Origin of the sequence: Phytobacter sp. SCO41 (genome assembly GCF_003073275.1) — a bacterium.
GTDB classification, from domain to species: Bacteria; Pseudomonadota; Gammaproteobacteria; order Enterobacterales; family Enterobacteriaceae; genus Phytobacter; species Phytobacter diazotrophicus.
Map to the genome: position 1 here is coordinate 3641161 of NZ_CP027225.1, position 19957 is coordinate 3661117.

A 19957-nucleotide genomic window follows, 5' to 3' on the forward strand; every position below is an offset into this window, starting at 1 on the left:
TCTGTTAACCGATCCGCTACTGAGGAACATAGGCAAGTGCGCGCAACTCAGCAAGAAAATTTTGCGCCTTCATCGCAATACAAGACAAAATTGCGAGATGCTTTCAGAAAATGAGGTTGATCTTTGAACGTCCAGGGGTTACTGTATGTTTATACAGTAACTAACAGGGCTGGGTTGATCATGTACCATTCATTAAGCCGTGCAAATCGTTCAACACAATTTCTTTCCGCACACAGCGCAGAGGCCATTGAGGCTTCTACGGGTCTGATCAGTGAGGTTGTTTATCGCGAAGATCAGCCCGGCATGACACAATTGCTGCTGTTGCCGTTATTACAGCAACTGGGTCAACAATCGCGCTGGCAGCTCTGGTTAACGCCGCAACAAAAATTAAGCCGTGAATGGGTATTGTCGGCAGGCCTGCCGCTGACTAAAGTTATGCAGATCAGTCAGCTCTCCCCCTGCCTTACGCTGGAATCGATGATTCGTGCGTTACGTACCGGCAACTATAGCGTTGTGATTGGCTGGCATGCCGAAGAATTGACCGAAGAAGAACACCGCCGTCTGGCGATTGCAGCCGAAGAAGGGAACGCTATAGGCTTCGTTATGCGTCCAGTACAATGTAATCCTCTCGCTGCGAGACAGCATTCCGGGATAAAAATTCACTCGAATTTGTATCATTGAGTAAAATTAGGATAAATCCTGGCATTATTTTTCTGTCTGACAAGGTTTACCGTGTAATCAGCGAAATACGCCGCCAGCGCCCGATTCAGGCGACTTGCAAGGCAACTGAACTGGCGAATAGTTCCGCAAAAGTGTTAAATATTGTGTATACAAAGCCTTTTTTTTCATATGCCTGACGGACTTCACACTTGTAAGTTTTCAACTACGTTGTAGACTTTACATCGCCAGGGGTGCTCGGCATAAGCCAAAGATATCGTGAAGATATCTCTATAGGGACTGATGAGCAACGCCCCCGGTGAAGGATTTAACCGTGACTTCTCATCGAGATTTTCATGGCGATTTTTGGATGATAACGAGGCGCAAAAAATGAAAAAGACAGCTATCGCGATTGCAGTGGCACTGGCTGGTTTCGCTACCGTAGCGCAGGCCGCTCCGAAAGATAATACCTGGTATGCAGGTGGCAAACTGGGCTGGTCTCAGTTCCACGACACCGGCTTCATTCCGAACGACGGCCCGACCCATTCAAGCCAGCTTGGTGCAGGTGCGTTCGGTGGCTATCAGGTTAACCCGTACGTTGGTTTTGAGATGGGTTACGACTGGTTAGGTCGTATGCCGTACAAAGGCGACACCGTAAACGGTGCGTTCAAAGCTCAAGGCGTACAGCTGACCGCAAAACTGGGTTACCCGATCACTGACGATCTGGATATCTACACCCGTCTGGGCGGCATGGTATGGCGTGCAGACGCTAAAGCTAACGTCCCGGGCGCAGACTTCCACGCAAAAGACCACGACACCGGTGTTTCCCCGGTATTCGCTGGTGGTGTTGAGTGGGCAGTTACCCGTGATATCGCTACCCGTCTGGAATACCAGTGGGTTAACAACATCGGTGATGCAAACACCGTTGGTACCCGTCCGGACAACGGCATGCTGAGCGTAGGTGTTTCCTACCGTTTCGGCCAGCAGGAAGAAGCAGCACCAGTAGTTGCGCCTGCTCCGGCTCCGGCTCCGGAAGTACAGACCAAACACTTCACTCTGAAGTCTGACGTCCTGTTCAACTTCAACAAAGCGACTCTGAAACCGGAAGGTCAGCAGGCACTGGATCAGCTGTATGGTCAGCTGAGCAACCTGGATCCGAAAGACGGTTCCGTAGTAGTTCTGGGCTTCACCGACCGTATCGGTTCTGACGCTTACAACCAGGGTCTGTCTGAGAAACGTGCTCAGTCCGTTGTTGATTACCTGGTTTCTAAAGGTATCCCGGCGAACAAAATCTCTGCACGTGGCATGGGCAAATCCCAGCCGGTTACTGGCAGCACCTGTGACAACGTGAAAGCGCGCCCTGCGCTGATCGATTGCCTGGCGCCGGACCGTCGTGTAGAAATCGAAGTTCGTGGCAGCAAAGACGTTGTAACTCAGCCTCAGGCTTAAGTTCACGTGCTGTAAAAAAACCCCGCGATGCGGGGTTTTTTATTGCCTGAACAAAACCTATTGTACAAAAAATCACTCTTTGCCTAATAGCGCCTGCAAATCCTGTTTCAGTGACGACATGGTGGTGGCGTATTTTTCTTTATGCTCGGCATCTTCAATTAACTGCACAATGGTCTCCGAAAGGGTTTTGCCCCGACGCTGTGCCAGAGCGGCCAAACGTTGCCAGACAACAAACTCCAGGTCGATTGATTTCTTGCGCGTATGCTGATGCTCGGCATTAAAATGGCGTTTGCGCCGCGCCCGAATGGTCTGTTTCATGCGGTTCATAAGAGACGGATTAATATGCTGCTCAATCCAGGCATTCACCTGCACGGGTTCATTTTCGAGGGTTAGCAATAAATCGACGGCCTCTTTGGCCGCGCTGGCTTCAATATATCTTGTAATAAGCTCACCTTCCCGGTGCTTTTTCACCAGATACTTCCATTTCCAGCCGCTTTCAAGATTTTCCAGTTGTTGATATTTCATTGCGATCTCAACGTTACCGTGTAACTCTGTTCAGAATATCAGTTTTTTTCTGCTCTGCTGAAAAGAAATCACATTCTGTCTATCCCAACAACATATCTGCAACGGGAAAACGTGTATTCCCTGTGTGCTGCCCATGCGTTTACGGTATAATCCCGCCTTTTACATCAGACTAAAAAAACGACTTTGACCATTACAAAACTTGAATGGAATGAACTGACTCCGGATACCGAGAGCTATCAGGATGTGTTTAAGCAGTCCGCACTCACTGACGAGACGGTCTTCTTCCTGGGCGATACCCAACCCCGATTACACTATGCGCTGGAACAGTTGCTTCATCCTGCGGCGACGTCACGCTTTATGCTTGCCAAAGCGCCAGAAGAAGAAGAGTACCTGACGATCCTCGCCGGGGCTGTGTCAGCGCTGCAGTCCGAGGAGATCGACGTTGTAGGTGGCGACTATCAGGTTAATGGTGCGACAGTTACGCTTACCCCCGCACAAAACGCAGAAGCCAATTTTGCCGGTAAAAACCAGGTAGTTATTGCCGATTGGGTTGAAGCTGAGCAGTTGTTTGGTTGCCTGCGCCAGTTCAATAACGAGATTACCCTGCAGCCCGGGCTGGTACATCAGGCCAATGGTGGCACGCTGGTTATCTCTCTGCGCACCCTTCTGGCGCAACCTTTACTGTGGATGCGTTTAAAAACCATGGTGACGCGCCGTCGTTTTGACTGGGTTGCATTTGATGAGTCTCGTCCCCTGCCCGTGTCAGTTCCGTCATTGCCGCTCGATCTTCGGGTTATCCTCGTGGGTGAACGCGATTCGCTGGCTGATTTCCAGGAGATGGAACCAGAGCTTGCCGAACAAGCTATCTATAGCGAATACGAAGACAACCTGCAGATTAGCGATGCGGAAACACTGGCGCAATGGTGTCAGTGGGTTCAACTGGTCGCCCGGGAGGCAGAATTGCCTTCACCGTCTGCAGATGCGTGGCCGGTACTGATTCGGGAAGCCGTTCGTTATACCGGCGATCAAGAGACGCTCCCGCTCTGCCCGCTATGGTTAACCCGCCAGTTAGGCGAAGTGTCCGCTATGACCGACGCCCGGACATTTGATGCTGAGCAGCTTACCACCATGCTTACTCAGCGTGAATGGCGAGAAGGCTATCTGGCGGAGCGCATGCAAGATGAAATTCTGTTAGAGCAGATCCTCATTGAGACTGAAGGTGAACAGGTCGGTCAAATCAATGCCCTGTCAGTGGTTGAGTTTCCGGGACATCCACGTGCATTTGGCGAACCTTCACGTATAAGCTGCGTCGTGCACATCGGCGATGGCGAATTTAACGACATTGAACGTAAAGCGGAACTCGGCGGCAACATTCATGCGAAAGGCATGATGATTATGCAGTCTTTCCTGATGGCTGAACTGGAACTTGAGCAACAGATCCCGTTCTCCGCATCGCTGACCTTTGAGCAATCTTACAGTGAAGTGGACGGTGACAGCGCCTCGATGGCTGAACTGTGTGCCTTGATCAGCGCCCTGGCGGATGTCCCTGTCAGCCAGAGTATCGCTATCACCGGTTCGGTGGATCAGTTTGGTCGCGCCCAGCCTGTGGGTGGGCTCAATGAAAAGATCGAAGGATTCTTTGCTATCTGTCAGACTCGTGGTCTGGACGGCAACCAGGGGGTGATCATACCCGTTGCCAATGTGCGCCATCTTTGTCTGCGCCAGGAGTTGCTGGATGCCGTCAAGGCAGGTCAATTCTCTATCTGGGCCATAGAAGATGTCATGGATGCACTCCCCTTATTGACCAGACTGGTCTGGGATGCAGAAGGACAAACTACACTGAAGCAGACCATCCTGGAGCGTATCGCCCAGGCGACGCAACAAGACGCTCGTCACCGTTATCCGTGGCCGCTTCGTTGGCTTAGCTGGTTCAGTCCCAACTGATCGGACTTGTTCAGCGTACACGTGTTAGCTATCCTGCGTCCGAAACTCACAATAAGGCTTACATAGAACATGGTAGATAAACGCGAATCCTATACAAAAGAAGATCTTCTTGCCTCTGGTCGCGGAGAGCTGTTTGGCGAAAAAGGCCCACAATTACCAGCTCCAAGCATGCTGATGATGGACCGTGTGGTGTCAATGACCGAAAACGGTGGGAATTTCGACAAAGGATATGTTGAAGCTGAATTAGATATTAATCCGGATCTGTGGTTCTTTGGTTGCCACTTTATCGGCGACCCGGTAATGCCAGGGTGCCTCGGTCTGGACGCTATGTGGCAGCTCGTTGGTTTCTACCTGGGCTGGCTCGGTGGCGAAGGCAAAGGCCGTGCGCTGGGCGTAGGCGAAGTGAAATTCACCGGTCAGATTCTGCCGACCGCGAAAAAAGTCACCTACCGTATCCACTTCAAACGCGTCATCAACCGTCGTCTGGTGATGGGCCTGGCCGATGGTGAAGTGCTGGTTGATGGCCGTGTTATCTACACTGCGACCGACCTGAAAGTGGGCCTGTTCCAGGACACCTCTGCATTCTGATGCTGATTGCCGTGTAACGCGCCACAAAATGGCGTAGGGCAAAAAAGGCGAAACCTCCGCAATGCGGAGGTTTCTTGTTAAAGAGACAGAATCAGGCAATGACGGCCCTGTCCTCCATGGCTTCTCGCCAGCCTCCCATCCATTCGGATCTCTGATTCAGCGTCTGATAAGGACACATTTCTTTTGGCCGTCCGGTGATTCCGGCCTGATACCCACGTTGATGTGCCCGTTCCAGGCGATCTCGCTTTTGTCTCTTCATGCCTCGTTTCCCTCATTTTTTGGTCTGGTGGAAAAGAAAACAGTGGTTACTAAGTATGCAACCACAGGCTACGAATACCCTGGATACGGTTTGTCGTCAATGCGCAAAATTCACGCCAGTGTCATAAATGTGACCTAAACAGAAGTTCATTTGTACAAAAACTGTGAACCAGCACAGGTAATGAATTGAGCACAAAATAAAAAAAGCCGTCAGACAAAAATGACCTGACGGCGTAGATAATGCAGTCAATTTTACTATGGCAGACGTTTAAGCTCGCTGGCGATACTTGCCGATTCCTGTTGCCAGGCCTGGGCCAACATTTTCACCATCTCGTCATAGCCGTCTTGCTGCTGCTTAAGCTCAATGTGGAAAGGACGCTTAATCAGTTGCCCACGATGATTAACCAGCCATTCGCCGCTCACGATAACCCGCCCGTCATAACGACCATGAAAGCCGGTCACGGTGATGTTGAGCGTGTCCTGCTCACTGCCAAGCGGTTGCGAAGCCACAACCCAGCCGGGAAGAGCGTTACTTAAATTCGCCACCAGCGTCGTGCGAAGCTGTTGGTCCAGCGGGCTCGCCCACAGGTTATTGGTGGCAATAACGTATTGCACATCGGTTGTCTGATAGACCACGCCATTTCCTGCGAGATAATCCGGCACCGTCACCTGCTCGACCCACAGCAGGTGTTGCCCACGCGCATCACTTTGCGTCACCGTTGATTGCGGCGGTGATGGTAGCTGATAATAGCTCTTCTTATCACCGCTCGCGCTGCACGCCGTCAGAAGCATGGCCAGAAGCGCTATCATTCCTTTTTTCATTCTTTCGCCCTCTTCGGCTGCGGATCGTCTTTACCCTTCGCTTCAAATACGAGCGCATTACTCTTATCGTTCAGCGTTTTGAGCACCGGCTGTAGCTCACGCAACACCTGATCAAGACGCTGCATATCCGCCACCATCTTGTTGTACGCGGCCGACCCCGGCTGGAAGCCCTGCATACTGCGATTGAGCTCACGCAGCGTATTTTGCATATCTGCTGGCAACTGCTGCATAGACTGACTGGCTGTCAGCTTGTTCAGATTATCGAGTGTCGTCTGCAGACGGCGCATCGTCTGCTGGCTCGCCGTTAATGTATTGGTCGCCTGCTCGATCATTGGGTTAAGTGGCAGATTGTTAATTTTATCCAGTGTATCCATCAGTTTTTGCTGAATCTGCGCCAGACCGCCGCTGACCGTCGGGATGATGCGATAACCACCAAATTCCGGCATATCGGTGACAGGTGGTGCCTTAGGATAAAAATCCAGGTCGACATACAGGGCGCCCGTCACAATATTGCCGGTTTTCAGCGCCGCACGCAGGCCACGTTTCATTAACTCGGTAATATGCTCATCCACGTTAGGATCGCCGCCAAACTGGCTAATCAGACGCTGAGGCTCAATACGAATCAGAATAGGTATCCGGTAATCATCATTCAATTTCTGACGCATTTCTGGCGTGAAGAACGGGACTTTCGCCACGGTCCCCAGGCGAATACCGCGAAACTCGACCGGCGCACCGGGTTGCAGACCGCGAATCGAATCTTTGAAGAACATCAGATAATCGATATGTTCGGTATACAGCGACTCCTGAATACTGCGCTGGTCGTCATACAGCATAAACGCCGTTTTTTCTGCAACAGGCTCGCCCAGTTCATTCCCTTCCGGCACGTCAAAGCTCACGCCACCACCAAACAGGGTACTGAGCGATCCCATTTCAACCCGCATTCCGGCAGAGGTTAAATCAACGGCGATACCGCTGTCTTTCCAGAAACGCACGTTGCTGGTGACCAGACGATCGTTTGGCGCATTAATAAAAAGCTGATAGGTGATCGTACGTTTCTGCGTGTCGAAAGTACTTGTCTCGACAGAGCCGACGCGGTAACCACGGAAAAGTACCGGATCGCCCGGAGAGAGTTGCCCCGCTTTTTTGCTGTCCAGGATAATCCGAATCCCTTTTGCATCAGGCGGTGCCAGCGGCGGCGAATCAAGGAGGTTATATCTCTCCGGTTGATTGCCCTTTTTCCCTGGCTGGAGCTCGATGTAGGCGCCAGAAAGTAATGTCCCGAGCCCGCTGATCCCTTCACGGCCAACCTGCGGTTTAACCACCCAAAAAACGGAGTCGTTGTAGAGCAACTTTTCCATCCCGGTATTCAGGCGCGCTTTAATCTCAACGTGGGTGAGATCGTCCGTCAGCGTCGTGCTCTCTACCACGCCGACATCCACGCTACGGCTTTTGATGGTCGTTTTACCCCCGATGATGCCTTCAGCATTGGTGGTAATGAGGGTGACTTCCGGCCCCTGGTGGCTGTAATGGTAAAAGAGGATCCACGCACCGATGAGGGCCGTGACGATCGGGAATATCCATACCGGCGACCAGTTTTTAACTTTCTGCACTTTCGCCTCCCCACTGGTTTTCTCCATGTTCTTACGACTCCTCATGGCTCGATTCAGGCTCGCGATCCCAACTCAGGCGGGGATCGAACGTCATTGCCGCAAACATTGTGATGATGACGACCAGCGCAAACATCAGCGCCCCCATGGCCGGATAAATATTCATTAATCCTCCCATGCGCACCAACGCGGAGAGCACGGCGATGACAAACACATCAATCATCGACCAGCGCCCAACAAACTCAACGATTTCATAAATAAAGTGCATACGTTCACTGTCTCGTCGGCCGTGGCCTTTCGCATCCCAGCATAACCAGGCGATGGCGATCATTTTCAAGGTGGGCACCATGATACTGGCGATGAAAATCACCAGCGCAACCGGATACGACCCCTCGCTCCAGAGTAAAATCACCCCGGCAAGGATCGTCGATGGCATCTGATCGCCCAATAGATCGGTAATCATGATCGGCAAAATATTGGCGGGCAGATACAGCAAGATCGACGTCACCAGTAACGCCATCGTCCACTGCAGACTGTTTCTGCGCCTGACATAGCCTTTGGTATGACAACGCGGGCAGACGGGTTCATCCGCCGCCACAATGGCGGTGCAACATGGGCAACTGCGTAATCCCTGATGAATGCCCGGCACACCAACGCGCAACGGCGCGACCGGCACTGGCGCAGGGGCGATATCATCCCACAGCCAGTGACGATCCACACACTGCATGGTACGCAGTTGTAGCAGGCAAAACAGACACCATGGAATAAAGCTGCTGCCGATGCCCACATCACCATAGGCCATCAGTTTGACAAAGCTCACCAGCACGCCGGCCAGAAAAATCTCTGCCATACCCCAGGTTTTAAGCTGGAAAAGGATACGCGCCAGAAACGTTTTGGTCTGCTGCGACATCGGCACGCGATTGACCAGCAGCAGTATGGTCACCAGGCAAAATGCCGGGACCATCTGAACGAAAAGTAAAAAGAGCGTCCCAAGACTGGCGTAATCTTCCGAGAACATCACGCCTGGAATCTCCAGTAGCGTCACCTCACTGGTGACGCCTGCTACTTTCATATTCACAAAGGGGAACAGATTGGAAAGCAGTAGCATGAACAGCGCCACCAGCGCATACGCGGTGGGCCGTTGTCTGGGTTCATCCCATTGCGTGGTTAATGTGGCGCCACAGCGAGGGCAAGCCGCTTTATGACCATGCTGTAATGGGGGCAAAGCCACCAGTAAATCGCACTGGGTACATAAAATATGCCGTGTGGCGTGGTGATGTTCACACATACTGACTTCCTGAGTTATGCGCCGTTTTTTAGAGCCTCCAGATACTCCCAGCGTTCAAACGCTTCTTCCAGCGCCTGTTCCGCCGAAGCCAGTTCGGCTAATACTTTCTGCGTGTGGTCGTGAGGCTGGCTGAAAAAGCTGGCATCTGCCACCTGCGCCTGCAATGTTTCCAGTTCCGCCTCCAGCTTTTCCAGCTTTTGCGGCAGTTGTTCCAACTCACGTTGCAGGTTATAGCTTAGTTTGTTACTGGTTCGTTTAACACTTTCTGTTTTGTTAACCGAAGCTTCGGCAACTTTCTTCTCGGATGCGGCTTTGTAGGCCTGCGATGCCGCTTGCTGACCACGCGCATCATGATAACCGCCAACGTATTGACCAATCCGTCCCGCGCCTTCGAAGATCCAGCACTCTGTAACGGTGTTATCGACAAACTGACGGTCGTGGCTGACCAGCATAACAGTGCCCTGGTAGCTGTCGATAAGCTCTTCAAGCAGCTCCAGCGTTTCGACATCCAAATCGTTGGTAGGTTCGTCGAGAATCAATAAGTTACTGGGTTTCAGGAACAAACGTGCCAACAAAAGTCGGTTACGTTCACCGCCAGAGAGCGCGCGAACCGGTGTCATCGCCCGTTTCGGATGGAAGAGAAAGTCCTGCAGGTAGCCCAGCACATGGCGTGGCTTACCGTTTACCAACACTTCCTGTTTGCCTTCCGCCAGGTTATCCATCACCGTTCTGTCCGGATCGAGCTCCGCGCGGTGCTGGTCAAAGTAAGCCACTTCCAGCTTGGTACCGCAATGGATGCGCCCGCTGTCGGCCTGCAACTGACCCAGCATCAATTTTAGCAGCGTGGTTTTACCACAGCCATTCGGTCCGATCAGGGCAATCTTGTCGCCGCGCTGAACCTGAGCAGAGAAGTCTTTGACCAGCACTTTGCCGTCCACCTGATAGTCGACATTTTCCATCTCAAAGACGATTTTGCCCGAGCGGCTTGCCTCTTCCACCTGCATCTTCGCGCTGCCCATCACCTCGCGGCGTTCACTGCGTTCGCGACGCATGGCTTTCAATGCGCGCACACGGCCTTCATTACGGGTACGGCGAGCCTTGATGCCCTGGCGGATCCAGACTTCTTCCTGCGCCAGCTTGCGGTCAAACTCCGCATTTTGCAGTTCTTCAACGCGCAGGTTTTCTTCTTTTTCCAGCAAATAAGTGTCGTAATCGCCGGGATAGGTCACCAGCTTGCCACGATCCAGATCGACAATACGGGTCGCCATATTGCGGATAAAGGAACGGTCATGCGAGATAAAAATAATGGTACCGCTGAAGGTTTTCAGGAACCCTTCCAGCCAGTCGATGGTTTCGATATCAAGGTGGTTTGTTGGTTCATCGAGCAGCAGTACTTTCGGTCCGCTGACCAGCGCACGGCCCAGCGCCGCCTTACGCAACCAGCCGCCCGAGAGCGACGCCAGCGGCATGTCGGCTTCCAGACCCAGTTGTGCCAGCACTTCATTGATACGGTTTTCGAGCTGCCAGAGACCGTGGTGGTCCAGCAGTTCCTGTAAGCGCGCCATCTCGTTCAGGTTTTTATCGCTTGGATCGGTCATCACCAGATGCGAAATTTCGTGATAACGCTTGAGGTACTCCGCCTGCTCTTCAATCCCTTCGGCCACAAAGTCGTAGACGCTGCCCGCGACATTACGCGGCGGATCCTGTTGCAAACGTGCCACGATCAAATCCTGTTCGTACACGATGCGGCCATCATCCAGCCCCTGTTCGCGGTTGAGGATTTTCATCAGCGTCGATTTGCCCGCGCCGTTACGTCCTACCAGACAGACACGTTCGTTATCCTCGATATGCAGTTCGGCATTATCGAGGAGGGGCGCATCGCTAAACGACAGCCAGGCGCCATGCATACTAATTAATGACATCTATTTATCCTTTCAGGCTGCGGTAATCAGCCAGCAGTTGTGGATCTGACGGTTACGGGCGAAATCTTGCGACTGCGTTTTTTGGGTAATTTCTTGTGCTTTGAGCCCAAGCGTAGCCAGCCCTTCAGTATCCATACGGAAACCGCGTTTGTTGTTTGAAAACATGATCGTGCCGCCTTTACGCAGCAAACGTTTAAGATCTTTCATCAGTGCCAGGTGATCGCGCTGGACATCGAAAGAGTCTTCCATACGTTTTGAGTTTGAGAATGTAGGGGGATCGATAAAAATCAGATCGAACTGCTCGTCACTTTCGCGTAACCATGCCAGTACATCGGCCTGTAACAGGCGGTGCGGACGACCGGTCAGGCCGTTGAGACGCAAATTGCGCTCCGCCCACTCCAGATAGGTACGCGACATATCCACGGTCGTGGTGCTGCGCGCGCCGCCAAGCCCCGCGTGTACACTCGCGCTGCCGGTGTAAGAGAAGAGATTCAGGAAGTCTTTCCCCTTACTCATCTGGCCCAGCATACGGCGTGCGATACGGTGGTCGAGGAACAGGCCCGTATCAAGATAGTCCGTCAGGTTCACCCACAGTTTGGCGTTGTATTCGCTAACCTGGATAAATTCACCCTTTTCATTCATCTTCTGATACTGGTTATTGCCTTTCTGCCGCTCACGGGTTTTCAGCACCAGCTTGTTCGGCGCGATACCCAGCACGGCGATGGTAGCGGCAATGATGTCAAACAGACGCTGACGCGCTTTTTGCGCATCAATGGTTTTGGGCGGCGCATACTCCTGCACTACCACCCAGTCACCGTAGCGATCGATAGCCACGTTATAATCCGGCAAATCGGCATCGTACAGGCGGTAGCATTCGATGCCTTCCTGACGCGCCCATTTTTCCAGTTTCTTAAGATTCTTACGCAGACGGTTGGCATAATCCTCAGCCATTACCGGCGCTTTTGCTTCGCCGGTGTTTTCCGCCAGGTGGTAGTTTTTCTGCACGCAATCCAGCGGGCCATTTTTAGCCTTGAACTGACGGTCAGCGCGCAATTGCAGGCAGTTAAGCAAATCGACAGAGGCGCTGAACAACGACAGATTCCAGCCGCCAAACTGCGATTTTAACGTCCGACCAAGCAGGCTATGCAGGGCAATCAGCGCCGGTTCGCTCTCCAGACGCTCACCGTACGGGGGGTTGCTGATAACCGTGCCATACGGCCCTTTTGGCAGCGGGTTGCTTAACTGCGCCACGTCTTTTACGTCGAAAGTGACCAGCTCGCCAACGCCAGCACGGCGGGCGTTACGCTGCGCGCGCTCAATGACGCGAGGATCGTTATCGGAGCCATAAAAATGCGATGTGTAATTAGCCAGCCCAGCCCGCGCGCGGGTCTGCGCCTCGGCTTTCACTTCCTGCCAGATTGCCTCATCATGTTGAGCCCAGCCGCCAAAGCCCCAGCGGCCGCGGTGTAAACCTGGTGCACGGTCGGTAGCCCACATGGCCGCTTCGATCAACAAAGTGCCGGAACCACACATCGGATCAAGCAGCGGCGTGCCCGGCTGCCAGCCAGAGCGCATCACAATCGCCGAGGCGAGGTTTTCTTTGATTGGCGCCATACCGGTGCCATCACGGTAGCCACGCAAATGCAGCCCTTCACCACTCAGGTCGAGCGCAATGCTGGCTGTCTCTTTGTTCAGCCAGACGTTGATGCGTAAATCCGGCGATTCACGATCAACATTCGGACGCGGCAGATTTTTGCGCGTAAAGCTATCGACAATGGCGTCTTTTACTTTCAGCGCGCCATACTGACTGTTACGAATTTCTTCATTCAGGCCACTAAAATGCACCGCAAAGGTGGCGTTCGGGCTGAAAATCTCCGTCCACGGAATCGCCTGCACGCCGAGATAAAGGTCCAGATCGCTGTAAACCTTACACTCACTGAGCGGCATCATGATGCGCGAGGCCAGACGACTCCACATCAGGCTTTGGTAAATCAGCCGTGTGTCACCATGGAAATGGACGCCCCCCTGAACCACCCGGCACTCTTGCCCGCCCAGGTTTTCCAGTTCAGTTTTTAATAGCTCTTCCAGCCCACGGGCCGTACTGGCAAACAGAGAAATCATAAAATCACTTATCGATGAAGAAAATTGTTGCGCATTATAGCCAATCTGGCGTTCATGTCATAAAGTTGAGGGCTTATTTTCGTTCACAGAGGAAATGACGTGGCTACCCTTTCGCGTCTTTTTATCCATCCAGTGAAATCCATGCGTGGTATTGGCCTGACGCATGCCCTGGCAGACACCAGCGGGTTATCCTTTGATCGCATTTTTATGGTGACCGAAGCGGATGGCACCTTTATTACTGCACGACAGTTCCCCCAGATGGTCCGTTTTATTCCTTCTCCCCTGACGGATGGCCTGCATTTAACCGCACCTGATGGCAGCAGCGCCGTGGTGCGCTTTAATGATTTTGCGCCTCAGAGCGAGCCAACGGAAGTGTGGGGTAATCATTTTACTGCCCGGGTTGCACCCGAACACATCAACCAGTGGCTCAGCGTTTTTTTTGCTCGAGATGTTCAGCTTCGCTGGGTGGGGCCGCAAACCACGCGCCGGGTAAAACGTTACGAGGATGTTCCGCTCTCATTTGCTGATGGCTTTCCGTTTTTATTGACCAACGAAGCCTCATTACGTGATTTACAAAACCGCTGCCCGGCAAGTGTACAAATGGAGCAGTTCCGCCCTAACCTGGTGGTCACCGGTGCCAGTGCATGGGAAGAGGACACGTGGAAAGTAATACGCATCGGTGATGTCGTCTTTGACGTGGTGAAGCCGTGCAGCCGTTGCGTTTTTACCACCGTCAGTCCCGAACGCGGGCAAAAACATCCCGCTGGCGAACCCCTGGCAACCCTCACCCGTTTTCGCACTGCGCAAGATAATGGCAATGTTGATTTCGGCCAGAACTTAATTGCCCGCAATAGTGGGGTCGTCCGGGTAGGTGATGAGGTCGTGGTCCTTTCCAGTGCACCCGCTAAACCCTATGGCGCAGGACAGGCTGTTGAGTCTGTAGAACAAGAACAGAAAACAGAGGACGTGGTAGATATTGTCTGGCAGGGGAAAAGCTTTCGCGGTAACAATCAGCAAATCTTGCTTGAGCAACTGGAAAACCAGGGGATACGCGTGCCCTATTCCTGTCGGGCGGGCATTTGCGGCTGCTGTCGCATTCGCCTGATTGAGGGTGAGGTCAGCCCGTTGAAAAAATCAGCTATTCCGCAAGATGGTTCTATCCTGAGTTGTAGCTGTGTACCAAAAACCTCCGTTCGCCTGGAAAGTTAAACGGCCTGTTCAAAGCTGAAACTGGCAGCACTGAGCTGCGGTTTCAGCCTGTCATTCATGATCTTAATGGGATCGCCTAATTGCATCGTGCGCCCGGCGATAACCACACCCGGCTGGGCCAGCAGACAAAGTGCGGCATTTTCACCCGGTTCGACGACCAGTAAACTCACCTCTTCGCCGCTGTCGCTCATCACGACGCTCGCAGCTTCTCCCGCACAGGGAGACCACGGCTGATTGTAGCTGGTAAAGTGCCAGCTTTTTGGCATTTGCGGCTTCAAAAAACGAATGGCCACCAGTGCGTTAAGCACCAGCTCGGCACGTTGTTCGTTAGAGAGCATCAGATCGCGGCATTTTTCATCAAAGGAGAAGTATAAGGCGGCATCGTCTACGCAAAATCCGCAGGGGGAAAACGCATCCGGGGTAAGCATTTTACGGGCAAAACGTGAGCGAAATAACATGCCATTGGCCAGATCGAGCATCATACGATCGTGCTCGTCATCAAAATACCAGCGCCAATTATCGTCAGGTTTAATTCGCATTTCGTTCCCCTCTCTCCGTAAACATCCCTTTGCCTTTTTCATCCTTTGCCGTTTCGCTTATTACGCTAAATAAGCAAAGACTAAAATGTACAAATTAGCAACAATCACGGAATATAAAACAACCAGGGCCGGAAATAAAGCCCTGGTTGTCCGATAGTGAGCAAAAGATTAGATATGGGTAACGATTTCTTTAATCAGTTGCGGTCCTTTAAATATAAAGCCGGAATAAATTTGTACCAGTGATGCTCCCGCGTCCATCTTCTCGCGCGCGGCAATCACGGAGTCGATGCCACCCACGCCGATAATCGGTAAGCGGCCATTTAATTCCAGGGACAGGCGACGAATAATTTCGGTGCTTTTTAATTGCAGCGGACGGCCACTTAACCCACCCGCTTCATCACAATTTTTCATTCCGCGAACCAGTTTTCTGTCCAGCGTTGTATTGGTGGCAATGACGCCATCAATATTATGGCGAACTAAACTGTCGGCCACCTGGATCAATTCATCCTCGGAAAGATCCGGGGCGATCTTCACAGCAACAGGAACATATTTATGGTGGGTCTGATGAAGCTCATTCTGCTTATTTTTAATGGCACCCAGAAGGTCATCCAGCGCTTCGCCATATTGTAATGTTCGCAGGCCCGGCGTGTTTGGCGAGGAAATATTAATCGCAATATAACCGGCATAGGCATAGATTTTTTCCATACAAATCAGATAGTCATCTTTGCCGTTTTCAACAGGCGTATCTTTATTTTTGCCAATATTAATACCCAGCACGCCGTCAAAATGCGCTTTTTTCACATTCTCAACCAGGTTATCAACGCCCAGATTGTTGAAGCCCATACGGTTGATCAACCCTTCTGCGTCGACCAGGCGGAAGAGGCGCGGCTTGTCATTGCCCGGCTGCGGGCGCGGCGTCACCGTACCGATCTCGATCGCGCCAAACCCCATAGCACCCAGCGCATCGATACATTCACCATTCTTATCGAGGCCAGCGGCAAGTCCCAGTGGGTTTTTAAACGTTAGCCCCATGCACTGTACCGGTTTTTCCGGCACACGCTGACGCACCAGTGCCTCTAGCGGCGTACCCGTAATGCGGCGTAATTGTTGAAAAGTAAATTCATGAGCGCGCTCGGGGTCGAGCTGGAAAAGGGCTTTACGAACGAAGGGGTAGTACATGAACTCTCCTGGATTCCCGGTGTGCAAACCGGGGGCGTATTATCTTTGATTAGCCGAAGAAATGGAATTGACCTTGGGCAAAAAAAGGTGAACTGAACGCAATCGTTTCCTTATCCTTTTCTGCATATTCGTTTTTTAACGTGTTTTCACTAAAAAAATCATTTAGCGGAATATAAAACCTCTGCGACACTGAGAAAATAGTTATCGATGTTTGATAAAACGAAGAAAATGGTTATAAGGAGTGAATATGCGAGTTGTTACCCTGGCGGGAAGCCCGCGTTACCCTTCCCGCTCAAGCGCCCTGCTGGAATACGCGCGCGAACGCCTGACGGCCCTTGATGTTGAAGTGTGTCACTGGCATTTGCATAACTTTGTCCCGGAAGATTTGCTCTACGCCCGCTTCGACAGCCCGGCGCTGCAAACACTGCTCGAACAATTACATGAGGCCGATGGGCTGATCATCGCTACCCCGGTGTACAAGGCCTCCTTTTCCGGCGCGCTAAAAACCCTGCTTGATCTGTTCCCCGAACGAGCGCTGGAAGGCAAAGTGGTCCTTCCGGTCGCCACTGGCGGTACCATTGCACATATGCTGGCCGTGGATTATGCGCTCAAGCCAGTTCTGAGCGCATTGAAAGCCCAGGAAGTGTTGCATGGCGTCTTCGCCGATGACAGCCAGGTGGAGGATTATCAGCATAAGCCCCGCTTCACCGCGAATTTGCAGACGCGTCTGGACAGTGCCCTGGAAACATTCTGGCAGGCCTTACACCGCCGTGACACGCAAGTCCCCACCTTCGGTGCTCATATACCGGGTGTTGCCAGAGCATCGTAATAAAAAAACCGGGTCGCGCTGTAGACGCTAACCCGGCTTGTTATCACACAGGGCCTGCCCGCTGAATGTTATGCCAGCGCTTTGCTGATTTTCTCAAACAGATCGCCTGACAGATTCGGCAATGCTTTGAGTTGCTCAAGCGCCGCACGCATTTTTTCCTGACGTTTCGCATCGTAACGTTTTAAACGAATCAGCGGTTCAATCAGGCGGGAAGCCACCTGCGGGTTACGGCTGTTCAGTTCTGTCAGCATTTCGACCATGAACTGATAGCCGCTACCGTCTTGCGCATGGAATGCTGCCGGGTTGCTGCTGGCAAACGCGCCAATCAGTGAACGCACACGGTTCGGGTTGCTCATCGTAAACGAACGGTGTTTAAGCAGACCGCGCACGGTTTCCAGCACATTTTGTGCCGGGCTGGTGGCCTGCAGAATTAGCCACTTGTCCATCACCAGACCATCCTGATGCCATTTGTCATCGTATTCCTGCATCAGCGCATCACGGCACGGCAGTTGGGCGGCAACCGCGGCAGACAGCGCCGCAAGCGCATCCGTCATGTTATCAGCATTGTGATACTGCTCGCTTACCAGCTTATCGGCCAGTTGCGCGTCGCCGAAGGCCAGATAACGCAGACAGGTATTACGTAAGGCACGCTTACCGATATCCGCATGTTCCACGCGGTAGGTATCAAGCTTATTGGCGTTATAAACGGCCAGCACTTCATCTGCCAGTTCGGTGGCCAGGGTGCGGGTCAGCGCTTCACGTACCGCCACGATGGCTACCGGATCGATAACGTCAAACAATTCGGCAATCTCATTTGCCGACGGCAGCGTCAGAATTTCCGCAGCCAGCGCCGGATCGATGTGTTCGTCCAGCAGGATCGCGCGGAACGCATCGGCAACGTGCAGTGGCAAAGACAGCGCCTGCCCCTGCTGATGGCGGGCAACGTTGAGCTTAATGTGCGTCGCCAGCAGACTCTGTGCGGCATCCCAGCGAGAGAAATCATTGCTGGCGTGGCGCATCAGGAACGTCAGTTGCTGATCGCTCCATTTATATTCCAGTTTCACCGGCGCGGAAAACTCACGCAGCAGCGACGGCACAGGCTGGAAGTAGACGTTATCAAAGACAAAAGTCTGTTCTGGCTGGGTGACATTCAGCACATGGTGCACCGGGTGACCGTCTTTCTGCAGTGGGATGACCTTGCCTTCATTATCATAAAGTTCAATATCAAACGGGATGTGTAGCGGGTGTTTCTCCTGCTGTTCCGCTGTAGGCGGCGTACGCTGGCTGATGGTGAGCGTGTACTGCTCGGTCGCCGGGTTGTAATCGTCGTGTACCGTGACAATCGGCGTCCCCGCCTGGCTATACCAGCGACGGAAATGCGACAAATCGATATTTGAGGCATCTTCCATTGCCTGGACGAAATCATCACAGGTTGCGGCGCTGCCATCGTGACGCTCAAAATAGAGCTGCATCCCTTTCTGGAAATTCTCTTCACCCAGCAGGGTGTGGATCATGCGGATGATTTCTGAACCTTTCTCATACACCGTCAGGGTGTAGAAGTTGTTCATTTCAATCACTTTATCCGGGCGAATAGGATGCGCCATCGGGCTGGCGTCTTCGGCGAATTGCAGCCCGCGCATGGTACGGACATTATTGATACGGTTTACCGCACGGGAACCCAGGTCCGAGCTAAACTCCTGGTCGCGAAACACAGTCAGCCCTTCTTTCAGGCTGAGCTGGAACCAGTCGCGACAGGTCACGCGGTTACCGGTCCAGTTGTGGAAATATTCATGACCAATCACCCGTTCGATATCAAGATAGTCTTTGTCGGTCGCGGTATCGGTACGGGCGAGCACATATTTGGAGTTAAAGACGTTGAGGCCTTTATTCTCCATCGCGCCCATATTAAAGAAGTCCACGGCGACAATCATATAGATGTCGAGGTCATATTCGAGGCCAAAACGGGTCTCGTCCCATTTCATGGAGTTCTTGAGCGAGGTCATTGCCCACGGCGCGCGGTCAAGGTTGCCACGGTCAACGAAGAGTTCCAGTGCAACTTCACGCCCGGAGCGGGTTGTAAAGGTATCGCGCAGCACATCAAAATCACCCGCCACCAGCGCAAACAGGTAACACGGTTTCGGGAATGGATCCTGCCATTGCACCCAGTGACGGCCATTATCCAGCTCGCCCTGGTCCACGCGGTTACCGTTAGAGAGCAGGTAAGGATAGGCAGCTTTGTCGGCGATGATTTTAGTGGTAAACCGCGCCAGAACATCAGGGCGATCCAGGTACCAGGTAATATGGCGGAAACCTTCTGCCTCGCATTGGGTACAGAGCGCTTCGCCAGACTGATAGAGGCCTTCAAGCGCAGTATTCGCAGCCGGGCTGATTTCATTCACGATACGCAATGTGAATCGTTCAGGCAGGCCGTCAATGACCAGGTGATTGTCTTCTTCTTTATATTGTGTCCATGGCTGGTCGTTAACATGGATTGACACTAACGTCAGGTCTTCGCCATTCAGACGCAAAGGCACTGGAGAGGCGCTATGACGCGAAATAGTGCTCAGCGCAGTGACAACGGTTTTTGCGGCATCCAGGTCAAAGGTCAAGTCAATATCGCTAATCAGGTAATCCGGCGCACGGTAGTCGTGGCGGTATTTGGCTTGTGGCTGTTGTGTCATAAAAAACCTTTAGCATCTTCTGTTTGGTTACGTCTCCAGTCTATTCCTGTTGCGTAAATCCCGCCACGCAGAATGTTCATCTTTTCAGGGAGAAAAGCTCACTATGCTACATTTTAGTAACATGAAACAGTAATTTTAAAAATCGACCAATATCGTCCAGGAGCGCCGTAAATCACGGTTGGACTGATTAAACGAATTTCATATTTGCGAACTTTAGCGATTTTCACCGATGGTAAATGCCCCATTGGTGCCCCATAGATAATTCTCTGTAGCCCAGACGGATAAAGGTTTCGCGCTATACCTCCGGTCGTAAATGCCCCACAGATTCGCTGCTAGATG

16 protein-coding genes are annotated in these 19957 nt (G+C 52.4%); 6 read left to right on the forward strand and 10 right to left on the reverse strand.

The window, feature by feature from the left end; all coding sequences use genetic code 11:
- Positions 1-180: 180 nt before the first annotated feature.
- Both sulA and ompA read left to right on the forward strand, forming a co-directional pair.
- Positions 181-681, forward strand: a complete 501-nt coding sequence (gene sulA / locus C5523_RS17815; protein ID WP_039078587.1) for an SOS-induced cell division inhibitor SulA — start codon at positions 181-183, stop codon at positions 679-681.
- A 366-nt stretch (positions 682-1047) separates the two neighbouring features.
- A complete protein-coding gene (gene ompA, locus C5523_RS17825; protein WP_071194674.1) occupies positions 1048-2106 on the forward strand; it encodes a porin OmpA in 1059 nt (352 codons plus the stop codon).
- 72 nt (positions 2107-2178) lie between these two features.
- Here the strand turns inward: ompA and matP are convergent, their stop codons facing one another.
- Positions 2179-2631, reverse strand: a complete 453-nt coding sequence (matP, locus tag C5523_RS17830; protein ID WP_039078585.1) for a macrodomain Ter protein MatP — start codon at positions 2629-2631, stop codon at positions 2179-2181.
- 183 nt (positions 2632-2814) lie between these two features.
- On the opposite strand from matP, the gene C5523_RS17835 reads away from it, so the two are divergent.
- Both C5523_RS17835 and fabA read left to right on the forward strand, forming a co-directional pair.
- Positions 2815-4575: a Lon protease family protein gene (locus C5523_RS17835; protein WP_108701679.1), complete on the forward strand. Its 1761-nt coding sequence runs from the start codon at positions 2815-2817 to the stop codon at positions 4573-4575.
- Between the two features lie 69 nt (positions 4576-4644).
- The gene (fabA, locus tag C5523_RS17840) at positions 4645-5163 is read left to right on the forward strand and encodes a bifunctional 3-hydroxydecanoyl-ACP dehydratase/trans-2-decenoyl-ACP isomerase (protein ID WP_071194677.1); all 519 of its coding nucleotides are present in this window, start codon (positions 4645-4647) and stop codon (positions 5161-5163) included.
- A gap of 91 nt (positions 5164-5254) precedes the next feature.
- On the opposite strand, the gene rmf is transcribed toward fabA, so the two are convergent.
- From rmf to rlmKL, 6 genes are all read right to left on the reverse strand, one after another.
- Complete coding sequence (rmf, locus tag C5523_RS17845) at positions 5255-5422, reverse strand: ribosome modulation factor (RefSeq protein ID WP_039078582.1); 168 nt, start codon at positions 5420-5422, stop codon at positions 5255-5257.
- Positions 5423-5676: 254 nt separating this feature from the next.
- Positions 5677-6243, reverse strand: coding sequence for a membrane integrity-associated transporter subunit PqiC (gene pqiC, locus C5523_RS17850; RefSeq protein WP_079496802.1), 567 nt, complete (start codon positions 6241-6243; stop codon positions 5677-5679).
- The gene (pqiB, locus tag C5523_RS17855; RefSeq protein ID WP_039078580.1) at positions 6240-7880 is read right to left on the reverse strand and encodes an intermembrane transport protein PqiB; all 1641 of its coding nucleotides are present in this window, start codon (positions 7878-7880) and stop codon (positions 6240-6242) included. Before pqiB ends, pqiC begins: the two co-directional genes overlap by 4 nt.
- Before the next feature lie 4 nt (positions 7881-7884).
- The gene (gene pqiA / locus C5523_RS17860) at positions 7885-9138 is read right to left on the reverse strand and encodes a membrane integrity-associated transporter subunit PqiA (RefSeq protein WP_039078579.1); all 1254 of its coding nucleotides are present in this window, start codon (positions 9136-9138) and stop codon (positions 7885-7887) included.
- 14 nt (positions 9139-9152) lie between these two features.
- Positions 9153-11060 carry an ABC transporter ATP-binding protein gene (locus C5523_RS17865; protein ID WP_039078578.1) on the reverse strand — a complete coding sequence of 636 codons (1908 nt, stop codon included), beginning with the start codon at positions 11058-11060 and terminating at the stop codon, positions 9153-9155.
- Positions 11061-11072: 12 nt separating this feature from the next.
- The gene (gene rlmKL, locus C5523_RS17870) at positions 11073-13181 is read right to left on the reverse strand and encodes a bifunctional 23S rRNA (guanine(2069)-N(7))-methyltransferase RlmK/23S rRNA (guanine(2445)-N(2))-methyltransferase RlmL (protein ID WP_108701680.1); all 2109 of its coding nucleotides are present in this window, start codon (positions 13179-13181) and stop codon (positions 11073-11075) included.
- Between the two features lie 99 nt (positions 13182-13280).
- Here rlmKL and C5523_RS17875 point away from each other — a divergent pair, with 99 nt between their 5' ends.
- Positions 13281-14390 carry a YcbX family protein gene (locus C5523_RS17875; protein ID WP_108701681.1) on the forward strand — a complete coding sequence of 370 codons (1110 nt, stop codon included), beginning with the start codon at positions 13281-13283 and terminating at the stop codon, positions 14388-14390.
- Here C5523_RS17875 and zapC read toward each other — a convergent pair.
- The gene (zapC, locus tag C5523_RS17880; RefSeq protein WP_039078575.1) at positions 14387-14929 is read right to left on the reverse strand and encodes a cell division protein ZapC; all 543 of its coding nucleotides are present in this window, start codon (positions 14927-14929) and stop codon (positions 14387-14389) included. The two genes, C5523_RS17875 and zapC, sit on opposite strands and share 4 nt — an antisense overlap.
- A 168-nt stretch (positions 14930-15097) precedes the next feature.
- Complete coding sequence (gene pyrD / locus C5523_RS17885; protein ID WP_108701682.1) at positions 15098-16108, reverse strand: quinone-dependent dihydroorotate dehydrogenase; 1011 nt, start codon at positions 16106-16108, stop codon at positions 15098-15100.
- A gap of 247 nt (positions 16109-16355) precedes the next feature.
- Here pyrD and ssuE point away from each other — a divergent pair, with 247 nt between their 5' ends.
- On the forward strand, positions 16356-16937 hold the full coding sequence (gene ssuE, locus C5523_RS17890; protein ID WP_039078573.1) for an NADPH-dependent FMN reductase: 582 nt from the start codon (positions 16356-16358) through the stop codon (positions 16935-16937).
- Between the two features lie 68 nt (positions 16938-17005).
- Here the strand turns inward: ssuE and pepN are convergent, their stop codons facing one another.
- Positions 17006-19618, reverse strand: a complete 2613-nt coding sequence (gene pepN, locus C5523_RS17895; RefSeq protein WP_039078572.1) for an aminopeptidase N — start codon at positions 19616-19618, stop codon at positions 17006-17008.
- Positions 19619-19957 lie beyond the last annotated feature (339 nt).